This window comes from Paenibacillus paridis (assembly GCF_006345825.1).
Taxonomy (GTDB): Bacteria; Bacillota; Bacilli; order Paenibacillales; family Paenibacillaceae; genus Pristimantibacillus; species Pristimantibacillus paridis.
In genome coordinates this window covers 1-13,856 of the sequence record NZ_VCIX01000084.1, presented here as the reverse complement: position 1 = coordinate 13,856, position 13,856 = coordinate 1, and the positions used below count along the sequence as shown (strand labels likewise).

At 49.1% G+C, this 13,856-nt stretch carries 13 protein-coding genes and 6 tRNA genes; 1 reads left to right on the top strand and 18 read right to left on the bottom strand.

The genetic code is table 11. The features are described from left to right. Positions 1 to 25: 25 nt before the first annotated feature. The 12 genes from hisD to FJQ58_RS12800 all read right to left on the bottom strand — a co-directional run bounded on the left by hisD (position 26) and on the right by FJQ58_RS12800 (position 12,207). Positions 26 to 1,312, bottom strand: a complete 1,287-nt coding sequence (hisD, locus tag FJQ58_RS12855) for a histidinol dehydrogenase (RefSeq protein ID WP_139993975.1) — start codon at positions 1,310 to 1,312, stop codon at positions 26 to 28. A 73-nt stretch (positions 1,313 to 1,385) separates the two neighbouring features. Continuing rightward, positions 1,386 to 2,030, bottom strand: coding sequence for an ATP phosphoribosyltransferase (hisG, locus tag FJQ58_RS12850; RefSeq protein WP_139993973.1), 645 nt, complete (start codon positions 2,028 to 2,030; stop codon positions 1,386 to 1,388). Further along, on the bottom strand, positions 2,027 to 3,250 hold the full coding sequence (locus tag FJQ58_RS12845) for an ATP phosphoribosyltransferase regulatory subunit (RefSeq protein WP_139993971.1): 1,224 nt from the start codon (positions 3,248 to 3,250) through the stop codon (positions 2,027 to 2,029). The genes hisG and FJQ58_RS12845 overlap by 4 nt, the downstream gene beginning before the upstream one ends. Before the next feature lie 193 nt (positions 3,251 to 3,443). Continuing rightward, positions 3,444 to 3,977 (bottom strand): acyltransferase, encoded by a 534-nt coding sequence (locus FJQ58_RS12840; protein WP_139993969.1) that lies wholly within the window; start codon positions 3,975 to 3,977, stop codon positions 3,444 to 3,446. Next, positions 3,970 to 4,635, bottom strand: a complete 666-nt coding sequence (gene ppaX / locus FJQ58_RS12835; RefSeq protein WP_139993967.1) for a pyrophosphatase PpaX — start codon at positions 4,633 to 4,635, stop codon at positions 3,970 to 3,972. Before ppaX ends, FJQ58_RS12840 begins: the two co-directional genes overlap by 8 nt. Before the next feature lie 17 nt (positions 4,636 to 4,652). Beyond that, positions 4,653 to 5,657: a prolipoprotein diacylglyceryl transferase gene (gene lgt, locus FJQ58_RS12830; RefSeq protein ID WP_139993965.1), complete on the bottom strand. Its 1,005-nt coding sequence runs from the start codon at positions 5,655 to 5,657 to the stop codon at positions 4,653 to 4,655. A gap of 21 nt (positions 5,658 to 5,678) precedes the next feature. Then, positions 5,679 to 6,617 (bottom strand): HPr(Ser) kinase/phosphatase, encoded by a 939-nt coding sequence (gene hprK / locus FJQ58_RS12825; RefSeq protein WP_139993963.1) that lies wholly within the window; start codon positions 6,615 to 6,617, stop codon positions 5,679 to 5,681. A 118-nt stretch (positions 6,618 to 6,735) separates the two neighbouring features. Continuing rightward, positions 6,736 to 8,106, bottom strand: a complete 1,371-nt coding sequence (locus tag FJQ58_RS12820; RefSeq protein ID WP_139993961.1) for a DUF4179 domain-containing protein — start codon at positions 8,104 to 8,106, stop codon at positions 6,736 to 6,738. Then, positions 8,051 to 8,644 (bottom strand): sigma-70 family RNA polymerase sigma factor, encoded by a 594-nt coding sequence (locus FJQ58_RS12815; RefSeq protein ID WP_139993959.1) that lies wholly within the window; start codon positions 8,642 to 8,644, stop codon positions 8,051 to 8,053. Before FJQ58_RS12815 ends, FJQ58_RS12820 begins: the two co-directional genes overlap by 56 nt. Before the next feature lie 149 nt (positions 8,645 to 8,793). Continuing rightward, entirely contained in the window at positions 8,794 to 9,915 is a 1,122-nt protein-coding gene (locus FJQ58_RS12810) for an ABC transporter ATP-binding protein (protein ID WP_139993957.1), read from the bottom strand. A gap of 89 nt (positions 9,916 to 10,004) precedes the next feature. Then, complete coding sequence (locus FJQ58_RS12805; RefSeq protein ID WP_139993955.1) at positions 10,005 to 11,144, bottom strand: PucR family transcriptional regulator; 1,140 nt, start codon at positions 11,142 to 11,144, stop codon at positions 10,005 to 10,007. Between the two features lie 115 nt (positions 11,145 to 11,259). Continuing rightward, positions 11,260 to 12,207 carry a glycosyltransferase family 4 protein gene (locus FJQ58_RS12800; protein ID WP_139993953.1) on the bottom strand — a complete coding sequence of 316 codons (948 nt, stop codon included), beginning with the start codon at positions 12,205 to 12,207 and terminating at the stop codon, positions 11,260 to 11,262. Positions 12,208 to 12,396: 189 nt separating this feature from the next. Here FJQ58_RS12800 and ssuE point away from each other — a divergent pair, with 189 nt between their 5' ends. After that, entirely contained in the window at positions 12,397 to 12,948 is a 552-nt protein-coding gene (ssuE, locus tag FJQ58_RS12795; protein ID WP_139993951.1) for an NADPH-dependent FMN reductase, read from the top strand. 156 nt (positions 12,949 to 13,104) lie between these two features. On the opposite strand, the gene FJQ58_RS12790 is transcribed toward ssuE, so the two are convergent. The 6 genes from FJQ58_RS12790 to FJQ58_RS12765 all read right to left on the bottom strand — a co-directional run bounded on the left by FJQ58_RS12790 (position 13,105) and on the right by FJQ58_RS12765 (position 13,702). Next, positions 13,105 to 13,180 (bottom strand) — tRNA-Lys (locus tag FJQ58_RS12790). A 15-nt stretch (positions 13,181 to 13,195) separates the two neighbouring features. Continuing rightward, positions 13,196 to 13,280: transfer RNA gene (locus tag FJQ58_RS12785), tRNA-Tyr, on the bottom strand. A gap of 41 nt (positions 13,281 to 13,321) precedes the next feature. Next, a tRNA-Phe gene (locus FJQ58_RS12780) sits at positions 13,322 to 13,397 on the bottom strand. Between the two features lie 16 nt (positions 13,398 to 13,413). After that, positions 13,414 to 13,490: transfer RNA gene (locus FJQ58_RS12775), tRNA-Asp, on the bottom strand. Positions 13,491 to 13,525: 35 nt separating this feature from the next. Next, a tRNA-Val gene (locus FJQ58_RS12770) sits at positions 13,526 to 13,601 on the bottom strand. 24 nt (positions 13,602 to 13,625) lie between these two features. Further along, positions 13,626 to 13,702, bottom strand: a tRNA-Met gene (locus FJQ58_RS12765). Between the last annotated feature and the right edge of the window lie 154 nt (positions 13,703 to 13,856).

The window sequence follows — 13,856 nt, the reverse complement described above, 5'->3', positions numbered from 1 at the left end:
AGTTGCTTCTTATATCGTCAAGCGTCTACTCGCGTTCCTTCTCCAGACGAATCTCGATCGCACGGGCGTGTCCTTCAAGCCCTTCGTGGCGAGCCAACGTCATGATTTTCTCTCCGTTGGCGAGCAGCGCTTCTTTGCTATAGTAAATCAAGCTTGATTTTTTCAGAAAATCGTCAACGTTGACCGGCGATGAGAATCTTGCCGTGCCGTTGGTCGGGATAATGTGATTTGGTCCGGCAAAATAATCGCCTACCGGCTCCGAGCTGTAAGGCCCGAGGAAGATCGCTCCTGCGTTCTGAATGTAGCCGAGCAGGCGCATCGGATCAACCGTCAGCACCTCAAGGTGCTCAGGCGCAAGCTGGTTAACGACGTCAATGCCCGCTTCCAGAGAATCGACGAGCAATACAGCGCCGTAGCTGTCGATCGAGCTGCGCGCGATCTCTTGGCGCGGCAGCGTGGACAGCTGGCGCTCCACTTCGGCAGCGACCGCTTCCGCAAGCTGCTGCGACGGCGTAACGAGAATCGCCGAAGCCATCTCGTCGTGCTCCGCCTGCGACAGCAGGTCCGCGGCTACGTACGCGGGATCCGCTGAATCGTCAGCAAGCACGACGATCTCGCTTGGCCCGGCGATGCTGTCAATATCGACGGCGCCAAACACGGCGCGCTTCGCCAGCGCCACGTAAATATTGCCCGGTCCGCAGATCTTATCGACCGGGGCAATGCTGGCCGTGCCGTACGCAAGCGCGGCAATGGCTTGTGCGCCTCCGACCCGGTACATCTCCTTGACGCCCGCTTCCGCAGCGGCAACGAGAATATACGGGTCGATGCCTGCGGTGCCGCCGGTTGCTGGCGGCGTCACCATGACGATCTCCGGCACGCCGGCTACCTGTGCCGGAATGACGTTCATCAGCACGGACGACGGATAAGCCGCCTTGCCTCCGGGCACGTATACGCCGACCCGCTTCAGCGGTCGCATGATTTGCCCGAGCAGCGTTCCGTCCTGCTGCAGGTCCATCCACGAGGTCCGCATCTGCTTCTCGTGGAATACCCGAACATTCACGGCCGCTTCGCGAATCGCCGTGAGAAACGCGGCGTCAACTTTCTCATACGCCGCTTGAATCTCCTCCTGCGTCACGCGCAGCGATTCCGCGTCCAGCTTCACTCGGTCATGCTGCTCCGTATACCGCAGCAATGCCGCATCCCCTTCGGCCTTTACGTCTGCGACGATCCTTAAGGCCGCCTCATTTTGCTCCGGTGTTCCATACTCCACCTCGCGCTTCAATCCAAACTGCTCCGCCCGCATGATGCGCATGCTATCCGCTCCTTCCAAACCCAAACTATTTATTTTTTCATCGTATACATATCATCCACACCAAGGCTTCAAGCTAAACCCGAGTAGCAAGCGTAGCCGACAACCGGTCGCACAAGCTCTGAATAACGTCATTTTTCATCCGGTAGCTTACCCGGTTCGCAATCAGACGGCTCGTGATGCCGAAGATCGACTCCATCTCCACCAGTCCATTCTCGCGCAGGGTTTGGCCGGTCTCTACCATATCGACAATTCGATCTGCCAGGCCGATCATAGGAGCAAGCTCGATGGAACCATTAAGCTTGATCACTTCCACCTGCTGGCCGAGCTCGCGGAAATACGCAGATGCTACGTTTGGATACTTCGTCGCCACGCGCGGGTTCATCGTGGGCTTCCAGTCTGGCATGCCGATGACCGACATGCGGCATTTGGCAATTCCAAGATCCAGCAGCTCGTATACGTCCTTGTTCTCTTCCATTAGCACATCTTTACCGACGATGCCGATATCCGCTACGCCATATTCCACATAGGTTGGAACATCAACTGGTTTGGCCATAATAAACTCCATGCCCACCTCCGGCAGCTCGATAATCAGCTTGCGCGTATCATCAAAGTCGCTTGGAATCGGCAGTCCCGCTTCGCGGAACAGCTTCGATGCCACCTTATAGATACGTCCCTTTGGCATCGCCACTTTCAAAATTTCCTTTGGTTGTCCGCTCATGTGGCGCTGCCTCCTTTATTCATAAACGTGAGCATGCTCGTATACGCGACCCCTTTATAGGTGAAAGGCTTCTCTGATCCGTTAACGCTCACTTGCTCAAGCGCCTCATTTCTTCCTTCCGAGCGCTCCGTTACTACATTAATGCCTTCCGTGCGCAGCTCCTGGGCTTTGACAAGCGCCTCGCCGCGCCCTGCTGTATCGTAAACGACAAGCGTACGCTCAGGCTCAAGCTCTGCATGGTCGCCTAGCAGCTCCAATATACGCGTCGTCTTAAGGGCAAAGCCCGTTGCCGGTGCCGGCCTGCCGAACTGAGCCAGCAAATTATCATAGCGTCCGCCGCTCACAACCGGGAATCCTAGATCCGCTGCATAACCTTCGAAAGTCATGCCTGTATAATAAGAAAAATCGCCAATCATCGTCAGGTCGATCAGCACATGCTCACATACGCCGTACGCCTTGAGCACATCCCATATTTCGCAAAGATGGGAAATCGATGCCCGTGCATTGGCATCTACGCTGAGCTGCAGCGCTTGATCGCAAATCTCCTGGCCACCGCGCAAACGCAAGATGCCTTCAAGCTCGGCCTGCACCGACTCCTCGATATCAAGCTCGCGCAATTGCTTGCGATAACCGACAAAATCGCGGCCCAGCAGACAGCTCTTAAGCTGCTCCTGTGCTTCCGGACGTCCTGGCAGTGACTCCTCCATCAAGCCGTTAAGGAAACCGACATGCCCGATCGCTATCTTAAAGCGCTCAACACCCGCAGCTTTTAATGACGCGATTGCAAGAGCAACAACCTCCGCATCCGCTTCCGCGGAAGAATCGCCAACAAGCTCTACGCCCGTTTGGAAAAATTCCGCCTCGCGGCCCGCTTCTTCTTCAATCGCACGGTATACGTTGGCATGATAAGACAAGCGCTGCGGGAATTCCGCTTGCTTCAATAGGGAAGAGACCACTCGCGCGATCGGCGCGGTCATATCCGAGCGCAGCACAAGCGTAGTACCCCTATTGTTAAGCAGCTTGAACAGCTTCTGATCGGATGTGGAGCTTGCGACGCCGACCGTATCATAATATTCCATCGTCGGTGTTATAATTTGCTCATAGCCCCAGCCCTGCATGCAGGCTAGAACTTGACGCTCAATATGGCGCAGCTTCGCGACTGCACCTGGCAAATAATCTTTAACGCCTATCGGCTTCTCGAATACTTTTGGTTTAGACATGCTTGATCACCTTCATTTACTTTAGTAGTTTAAAGTGCTACCATGTTACCATACTAACAAATTAAAGAGTTTAGTCGTAATATTAGCATGAATAGCTTCGCTTCGTCAAGACAATAACGTCCCATTTTACCTCAAAAAGAAAGCCCCGTCCAGCTGCGAAACGAACTCGCGCGGAAGGAGCTTGGCACAGCCTTTAATTTATAATATTGCGTACGCTCTCATCATGCTCCGTTGGTACGACCAGCTCGCTGCTTCTAATCACCCGCATAGGATTGCCGCCTACAAAAGCGTAAGCCGGCACATCCTTGTGAACGAGAGACCCCGCAGCGACGATCGCATGATCACCGATCGTTACGCCTGGCAGAATCGTCGTGTTCGCCCCAATCATGACATTCGATCCAATCACGACATTGCCGAGCCGGTACTCCTTGATCAAGTATTCATGCGTCAGAATCGTCGTATTGTATCCGATAATCGTATTATTGCCGACCGAAATGCGTTCAGGGAAGAAGACATCAACCATGACCATAAGCGCAAAAGCCGTGTGCTCTCCGACCTTCATGCCAAGCAGGCGGCGATAAATCCAATTTTTCACTGGAAGAATCGGACAATAACGCGCCAGCTGAATGCAAATAAAATTGCGAACCGACTTCACTCGGCTTACCGTCGAATATACTTGCCAAAGCGCGTTTGGTCCTTCCACTGGATACCGTTCAACATTACGCAAGCGTCTCTCGCTCCAATCCAACAAATGAATAAAGATCACGCATGTCGTGAATGACATGATGCGCTCCCGCATCCTTAAGCTTTTTCTCGCCCTTAAGGGACCAAGCAACGCCAACTGCAATCGCGCCTGCCGCAAGGGCAGACTCAATATCAACGACACTGTCTCCAACCATGATCGTCGAAGCTGGATCTGCACCAAGAAGTCCAATAGCCTTGCTTACCGGCTCCGCATGGGGCTTCGGATTGACAACATCGTCAATCGTCACAATAGCGTCTACATAGTCATACAGACCGACATATTTTAAACCGCGTTCTGTCGTTAAGCGCATTTTTGTCGTTACGATTCCGATTTGAATGCCTTCTCCGTGCATCCTTGCAATAACATCGTTGACGTGATCGAAAGCTTTGACATACTCATCATGCAACCGCAAATTAATCTCACGATACGCAGCTACCAGATGAGTGACATCCTCCAAGCCGGAAAATCGTTTCATCTGATCGGTAAGGGGTTCTCCCATGCTCGGAATAATATGCTCTCTCCCAAACCCTTCCGGCGTCACGCCTTGCAAAGAATCGATAAACGAGCGAATAATGAGCTCATTGGTGTCGAGAATCGTGCCGTCCAAATCGAACAGCATGGTTTTGATATTGCCCGTCATCGCCAAACCTCCCTAATTTACTCTTTCCCTTTGCTGCCTGCATCCTCTTTCGAAGAAGAGAAATCCTCCAGCGCAGCCGTTGCCGCGTCAGAACCGCCATTTCTATCAGGCCGGCTCGTTACGATTGGATCATGATAGTACGCCTTAGGAAGACCTGTCTTGCGGCGTACAACAATAAACACGATGGCTGCGACTATGAGAAGCAAAGCCAGTACTTGTGAAATCCGGATATTGCCGTATGCCGGGTCCAAATATCCTTGTTTAAAGAGAATTTCCATTGGTGACCATAGGGCATTAATAAATGATGCAAACCACGAAGGTCCCATAAATGCCAAACTGTCCGTCCGCAGCGCTTCAATGAAGAAGCGTCCGATCGAATACCAGATGAAGTAGCTGGCTGTCAGCTCGCCCGCGCGCAAGAAGCGTTGACGGCGCAGTACGAACAACACAACAAGGCCAACTAGGCTCCATAATGACTCGTACAAAAATGCCGGATGGCGGTAGACGCCTTCCACGAGCATTTGGTCAACGATAAACGACGGTAAATGAAGCGTATTGCGCAGAAACGATTCACTAACCTCTCCGCCATAAGCTTCTTGGTTCATGAAATTACCCCAACGCCCAATCATTTGGCCTACCAACATGCCCGGTATGCAAATATCAACTAGACGCCAAAAGCTATAGCCTTTATAACGGAAATAGAAGAACCCGCATATGAATGCCCCGATAATGGCGCCATAGATCGCAATGCCGCCATTCCATATTTTGAACACATCAATCAGGTTGCCCTTGTAGTCGTCCCACTTGAAAGCTACGTAATAAATCCGCGCGCCAATAATGGCAGAAGGAACGCCGAGCAGCAGCAGGTCCATAAACAAATCCGGCTTGATGCCAAAGCGCTTGCCTTCCTGCACAGCTAGCAGCAATCCGACGAGTGCTGCTGTCCCCAAAATAATTCCATACCAATGCACATCAATTGATCCCAAGCTGAAGGCAATTGGATTGAGTAGCAATGTCTTCATTCTTTTATATCCCCTTTAGGTTCAATCATATTCATCCATATCATCGGCAATCGTTTCCGTAAGCTTGTTTGTGAATTGTAGGGCCGCATTGTAGCCCATCCGTTTCAGGCGGAAATTCATCGCGGCTACCTCGATAATAACCGCTAAGTTCCGGCCCGGACGAACAGGTACCGTAACAAGCGGAACGTCGGTATCAATAATGCGAGTCGTCTCCTCGTCTAGCCCAAGGCGGTCATACTGCTTGTCCTGCTGCCAATTCTCTAGCTTAATCACAAGTCCGATCCGTTTCTGCGTACGAACCGCACCAGCACCAAATAGCGTCATCACATTGATAATGCCTAGGCCCCTAATTTCAAGGAGATGGCGAATGAGCTCCGGCGCGCTGCCATGCAATTGCGCATCGGAAGTTTGCATAAGCTCAACAGCATCATCGGCAACGAGTCGGTGACCGCGTTTGACGAGCTCTAGAGCCGTCTCGCTCTTTCCGATGCCACTGCCTCCTGTGATCAGCATCCCAACACCGTACACATCGACAAGAACGCCATGGATGGTAGCTGTAGGAGCAAGCTTCCTTTCAAGGAAGTCCGTGATTCGGCTGGACAGTATCGTCGTTGCCACATTGCTGCGAAGCAAAGGAATATTCGTCTCGTTGGTTTGGTCAATGAGCTCTTGGGGCGCTTCTAATCCCCTTGTCAAAATAATGCACGGCGTATCCTCGTTGCACAGACGAACCATGCGATCCTTGCGTTCCTCGCTATCGAGCATGTTTAGGAAAGATATTTCCGTACGGCCAAGCAGCTGTACCCGCTCACTTGGATGGTAATGGAAGTAACCAGCCATCTCCAGACCCGGCCGATACAAATCATCTACCGTAATGGCACGCTTCATTCCGTCCTCGCCAGCTATAATCTCAAGCTGAAATTGCTTGACGAGCTCAGACACTTTCACTTTCTTCGGCATCGTAGGGCCTCCCTCATATGACAACGGCTTGTGTATGTATGTTTTTTTCCAATGTCTTCATCGTAAATGAAAAAGGCGCCGAAAGCAACGTTTCCTCCGCTGCCCAGCGCCTTGCTTATCATTTAATCGGTATGCTAATCGGCTCCATCACATAACCTGGATATTGAATAATGTCGAAAGTAAGCGGCTGCTTGTAATCCGCCTTCGGTATTCGGTAAAAATAACTGATTTTATTGTCAGAAGCACTCCACATCGCCTGGGTTCCTCTAGTATCGAGAATCGGATAGGTTTTCCCGCTGGCGTCCCTAAAATGTCCTTGATGTTTAAACAGCGTATATATCAGTTGCTGTCTCGTTTCATCCAATCCTTGAAGATCGAACTTCAGATCAATTCCATCTGCGGTTTCTTCTTTGCTGATCAGCTTAAGTCTGTTGTCAGGCGAAGTAATCGTGCTCATTTGATCCGTATCTACAGTTACACTAAGGTTTAAGTCAGAGAGGTAAAGACCATCCGCTACTAGTGTAAGCTTCTTGGGCCGCTTAAAGTAACTGCTTTTGAAATGGCGAGTTAATAGCGGGTCCAAATCACCAAAACCGGAGTTGGTTTCATACCTTCTCCCCTTCTCGTCAACCAACTGTAACTGGATAAAATGATTGGCGCGTTTATCATTAGCCGGGTCCGCCTCAAAGCTGATCGATACTTGCAGCGGTGTGATAATGGCATCCTTGGCCGTAATGCGCTGGCCTCCCACCATAATCGTCTGATTTAGCTTGATATCTTCCCTCATGTCCGCAAAGCGCTCATGGTCAATGGGAAACTCGATCTTCAGCCATTGCCCGCCTAACTGAAGGCTGAATTGTATTCGTTCCGGCATGGGAATACCGTCACTCATCAACACATCCAAATAATCATGTACCGGTTCGCTTTCAGCTACTTGTTTGTTACTAGGATAATGGGAGGACATGATAGCAGCTGCCACCTCTCCACCCTCCCCAGTCTTCAAATCGTAGTTCATCAATTCTGTATCCCTATTTATATCCGGCCCTTCCGCCGTGTACAAGATGACCAAACGTTGATGATCGGCCAAAATGCCTTCTACCGTAAAGGTATAACCATTCTCCTCCACAGAAATATTCACCGGTTGTATGAACTCATTCTCGATCGCGGACATCAAGGAGCGATCCCCTTGAATCAAATCCACATAACCGCTAAGTCCCGGAATATCCTTTATGACCGCTGCAAAAGCAGGAGATACGCGGACGAAACCAGTTAGCAGCATAAACATGCATAATGCGCCCGCAAACATCGACATGCTCCATCTTTTCCTTCTAATGCGCAGCGATCGCTTCTTGCCTTTCTCCATACCTCCGCGTATCGCAGCATCGAGTGCGGCTTCAGGCATCATTTCAAGCTCCCTAATGAGCTGTACTTTTTCATTTTGTAGTGCGGAAAGGGACTGCTCCCGCATTGTGTCCTTTGGCTTGTTCATCCCATAGCTCCTCCTTTGCTGCAGACATATCCATTCGCAATAGCTTTAAAGCTTTATTAAGCCAAGTACGGACCGTTCCATCCGGCTTCTCCAACAGCATTGCTATCTCCGGAATTGTCATATCCCGATAATATTTAAGCGTAATAACCATTCGATAATTAGCCGGAAGAAGCTTTACCTGTGCAGCCATATCCAGCCGTTCCGCTGCAATCGCGGATTCCGACCCTATCGTGTTTATCTCGTCATGCATTGCTATTACCTTCGTTGGACGCTCCCTCTTTTGCTTTCTCTTCGTATCCATGCATACACGTATCAATATTTTTATCGACCATGTGGTAAAGAAACGCGGCTCGCGCAAAGTACGAATCTTGATCCATATGCGGCACACCGTTTCTTGAATGGCCTCGAGCGCATCCGTCTCGTTTCTCATATAAGAGTAAGCAATCGCATACCATTGGAGCTTATCCAGCTCTATGCGCTGCAGCAATGCTGCCTCATCCCCTTGTATTGCTGCCTTGGCCCACTCCTCCTTGCTCAATTCCGACTCCTCCCCCCGTGCAGCCCACTGCCTGTTTCACTAGTTTCTTCATCTCTTTTGAATTAGACAGCCAAAGCAGCGAAACGGTTTTCAAAAAACGAAAAAAAGAACGGTCGGATAATCCGACCGTTCTACTTCCATACTATGAATTAAGCTTCGAAAATGTTAAGTTCAGTTGCTTTGTCGAACAAATGTACTTTGTTCATGTCAAGCGCAAGCTTAACGCTTGTGCCATCACGTAGACCAGAGCGGCCATCAACACGAGCGATAACTGTGTCAGTGCCGATACCATTCAGGTATAGGTACATTTCGTGACCAAGGTTCTCAGCAACCTCTACATTCGCGTTAACGATTGTTTGTGGGGATGCTTCTAGGAATACTGGCTCTTCGTGAAGATCCTCTGGACGAATACCCAAAACCACTTCTTTGCCGATGTAACCTTTCGAGCGAAGCACTGCTGCTTTGCCTTCTGGAACAACTACATCAACGCCGCTTGCTTTGAAGCGAAGCGCGCCGCCTTGCTCTGCAAGGGAACCGCTGATGAAGTTCATCGATGGAGCGCCGATGAAGCCAGCTACGAAGATGTTTACCGGGTGATTGTAAAGCTCTTCTGGAGAAGCTGTTTGTTGAATGAAACCGTCTTTCATAACAACGATACGGTCACCCATCGTCATGGCCTCGATTTGGTCATGCGTTACGTAGATTGTTGTTGTTTCAAGACGTTTTGTAAGCTTGCTGATTTCCGCACGCATTTGTCCACGAAGTTTCGCGTCCAAGTTGGAAAGCGGCTCATCCATCAAGAATACTTGCGGCTCACGTACGATTGCGCGCCCTAGAGCGACACGTTGACGTTGACCACCGGAAAGCGCTTTTGGCTTACGGTCAAGCAAATGCTCGATATCTAGAATTTTAGCAGCTTCACGAACGCGTTTGTCGATGTCTGCTTTTTTGAATTTACGAAGTTTAAGGCCGAAGGCCATGTTTTGGTAAACGTTCATGTGCGGGTACAACGCGTAGGATTGGAATACCATCGCGATGTCGCGGTCTTTAGGAGCAACGTCGTTCACAAGGCGGTCGCCGATGAACAATTTGCCTTCCGAAATTTCTTCAAGGCCTGCAATCATACGAAGAGTTGTCGATTTACCGCAACCGGATGGTCCGACCAATACGAGAAACTCTTTGTCTTTAATATCTAAGTTAACGTCAGTAACCGATGCTTTGTCAGTACCCGGGTATTTTTTGTAAATGCCTTCTAAACGTACGCCTGCCATGATAATTTTCCCCCTAGAAAGAAATTTCGATATGCCTATATCTTATCCCACTCAGGAGCTTGTGACTATGCACATACTTTACAAAAAAACTAATTTCTTTTCGTAACTTTGTACAATAGTAATATAATTTTAACTAAAACGGCATCCCTAAACTGGCGAACATCAAGGCCTGTCTCCTGTTTTAGCTTGTCTAGCCGATATAATAATGTATTACGATGAATGTATAATTTCTTAGCCGTCTCACTAACATTACAATCAAGCGAGAAGAACGTTTCCAATGTGCTGAGCATTTCCGATTCTACGAATAGGTCCGCCCTTTTGAGCGACTGCTCGAGATATTTGGAACGCTGCACTTCCGGAATAGCATTTAATAAGCGCTCCAACTGCAGCATCCATGGCAAATGGATGTTGGTTCCGATATGAAATTTCCGGCCAAGATTGATCGTTTCCCTTAGCAGCATTGTCGTCTCGATCATGCCTTTAGCTGGCGAAGTCGGGGCCGCAACGGCAAGGTGGCATTCTCCAATCCATTCGCTAGCCAGCATCTCGTGCAAGCCAAATCCGATTGATGCCAAACTGTCCTCAAGCGTCTCTTCCTCTTGATCATCGAAGGCGTCTGAATCTTCGTCCCTTAACAAGGATATGGAGCCCCAAATGAGCCATTCCTGGCTTTTTAGCGGAATCAATAAAACATCATCTGACATGAAAGAACGAAGTAGCTTTTCCAGCTCAGTGTACGTTGCTTGCTTCGTCCCAGGCTGCTCGGTAACCAGCAAAAAAGGAATCATCTCGTTAAACAAACGGTTGCCGACCGTTAAATGATCAGGCAGGGAATACGCAGGCTCATTCGACTCCAACTGCTTCTGTATCCATTCCCCCAGCTTAAGCGCATGTCTCTCCGTCTCGGATATAGCCGGCCCTTTCTTATCCTTTGTTCCTAAATTTAACTGCAGCGTCCAGCTGATCAATTCTTTTTCCGTTGCTTGCAGCGAGGGGCTCCCAATTTCTAATACCTCTACCGCCGTTTCGTGAATGGCCATAACCATCCATGTTTTGTCTCCTTGCTCAATGCTTTGTCCTACTGCCAGTGGTGATGGTGTACTTTCATCCAGCCATGCTCCAGCAGCCGAGCCAACGAGCTCACTCCACTCTGCTATCGATTTCGTAACCGCATGTACCGGACAGTTCAAAATGTGCTGCAGCGGTTTCAACCAGTCTGTCGTGCTCATTTCTCTATCTCCAATCTCCTCAAGCGTTAGCGGCAGAATAAGACAAAAAGCTTATTTCCACTTCTATGTAGAATAACGCTTTTTTCCGTCATTGTACCATAAGCGCCAAGCGAATTCAGCTTATCGCTAGTAAAAGGATAATTGACAGCAGCGCGAACAGTGCTGCAATTAAATACAGGAACGATACGGTCTGTACTTGGCTAAGTCCCCATTTCATCAAAATATGATGAGTATGCAGCTTATCTGCCTTATGCAGCCCCTTGCCGCTGATTAGCCTTCGCAGCATAACATATGCAGTGTCAAAAATAGGAAGGCCTAGCGCCAGCAGCGGAACGAGCAGTGTAATGAAGGTCGCTCTCTTGAATGTTCCGTCTACAGCAATAACCGCGAGCGTATAGCCCAAAAAAGTGGCTCCGGCATCTCCCATGAAAATTCGGGCAGGATAAAAATTATGCACTAAAAAGCCAAAGCAAACGCCTGCTAAAATGACAGCTAGAATCGCTGTGCTTGGCTGTCCTTTAATGAGGGCCACTACAAGGAGCGTTAGCGCCGAAAGCGTGCAGACACCTGAGGCCAGCCCATCTACCCCGTCGATAAAGTTGATCATATTGATTAAACCGAATACCCATAGCATGGTGGTTAGCCACGAAAACCAATCCGGAAAGGAGACAAACTGGTCGGTGAACGGATTGGCGATGCCTGCTATTTTGATATGAAACAAAGTCGGAATCGATGCTGCTCCTATATAAAGAATAACTCGTGGCCATACGGGAAAGTCCTTGCCCCTAGCCTTGGCGCCGTCATCCATAAGCCCAACGATAACAAGCACGGTGCCTCCCGAAACGATGGTCCAGGTCAGCGGGGTAAAACCAATAAAAATAAACATGGCTACAACGCAGCCAACAAAAATAGCCGCTCCTCCCATTAGAGGTATCGGCTTATTATGAATTTTCCTATGATTGGGACGGTCCACAAAGCCCAGCCGCAGCGCCAACATCCGAAGCGGTGGAACGATAGCAAATACTATTGCAAAGCTGATTAATGCTGCTAGTCCGTATACCATTGCAGCTACCCCTTTTTCGCATTTTTGTCTGTATCTATACATTGTTCCCTTAAATCGATAAAATACAAGAAACACAGGATATGAGTTTGACCAAAATGGCTTAGGCGTGGTAGGATTTAATCAAAGTTTATTTATCGGATTAATGTATATTAATCAGTTACTATTTGAATGCGAAAGAGGAGTGTAACCATGGCCAATATCGTTATTATCTCAGGTAGTCCTAATGCATCATCCCGTTTAAATGCGATCACACAGTATGTGGAGAACAATTTGATTGCTAAAGAGCATACGGTCAAAGTTATTACGGTCGTTGATTTGCCCGCTGAGGATTTGATTCACGCCCGTTTTGGCAGCCCAGCCATTGTTGAAGCTAACCAGGTAGTGGAAGGGGCAGATGCCGTCGTCATTGCAAGCCCGGTTTACAAAGCTTCTTACACCGGAGTACTGAAAACTTTCCTAGATCTGCTCCCGCAAAAAGGCCTTGACGGGAAAATCATTACGCCTCTATTTATTGGCGGTACGATTGCCCACTTGCTGTCCATTGACTACTCACTTAAACCGGTACTGGCTTCTATGGGTGCTAAAATTTATGCCGGCGGCGTATATGCGGTAGATTCACAAATCAATCGCACGCAAGAGCCGAACGAGGCACCGATATTTGAAATTAATGAAGAATTGACGCTTCGACTATCAGAAACGGTCAATGAGCTTGTACGCGAGCTGTCGGTTCGTTCAAAATAGAGCGAAATCAAAAAAAGGTGCAGATTCCAAAGCAATGGATTGCTTTGGGGTCTGCACCTTTTTATATAAAATGAACTTAACATTCCTGCGCTGTATCCATCAAAAAAACCGAAGATCCTAGGATCCTCGGTTGCTATGGTTGTTTTAGAAAAAAAATGGTGAGCCATGTAGGATTCGAACCTACGACACCCTGATTAAAAGTCAGGTGCTCTACCAACTGAGCTAATGGCTCTTGATGTAAAGGAAATGGTGGAGGATGATGGATTCGAACCACCGAACTCAGAGAGAGCAGATTTACAGTCTGCCGTGTTTAGCCACTTCACTAATCCTCCATACTATTACCTATTTTCCGTCGATTAAACGAAAAATAAAGTGGTGGCTCGGGACGGAATCGAACCGCCGACACGAGGATTTTCAGTCCTCTGCTCTACCGACTGAGCTACCGAGCCTTACTTTAAAGAAAAATGGCGGAGCTGACGGGATTCGAACCCGCGGTCTCCTGCGTGACAGGCAGGCATGTTGGGCCACTACACCACAGCTCCAAGTGGATCCGGTCATAAAACCGAATAAGTACTTATGGTGGAGGATGACGGGATCGAACCGCCGACCCTCTGCTTGTAAGGCAGATGCTCTCCCAGCTGAGCTAATCCTCCAGATGTTACGATAAAAAAAGGTAATGGTAGCGGCGAAGGGGATCGAACCCCCGACCTCACGGGTATGAACCGTACGCTCTAGCCAGCTGAGCTACACCGCCACGCTTGTCCCCCGAATGATTGTCGATTGCAGCGTTCGGGGACGCTAGCAAAGTCAGAACATTACGCCCTGAAAACTGGATACGAAAGATCAGGCTTGCTGAAGCCTTGTTGCTGCTGTCTACCGGATGTATGGGTCACAGTAAACGTGTTTAG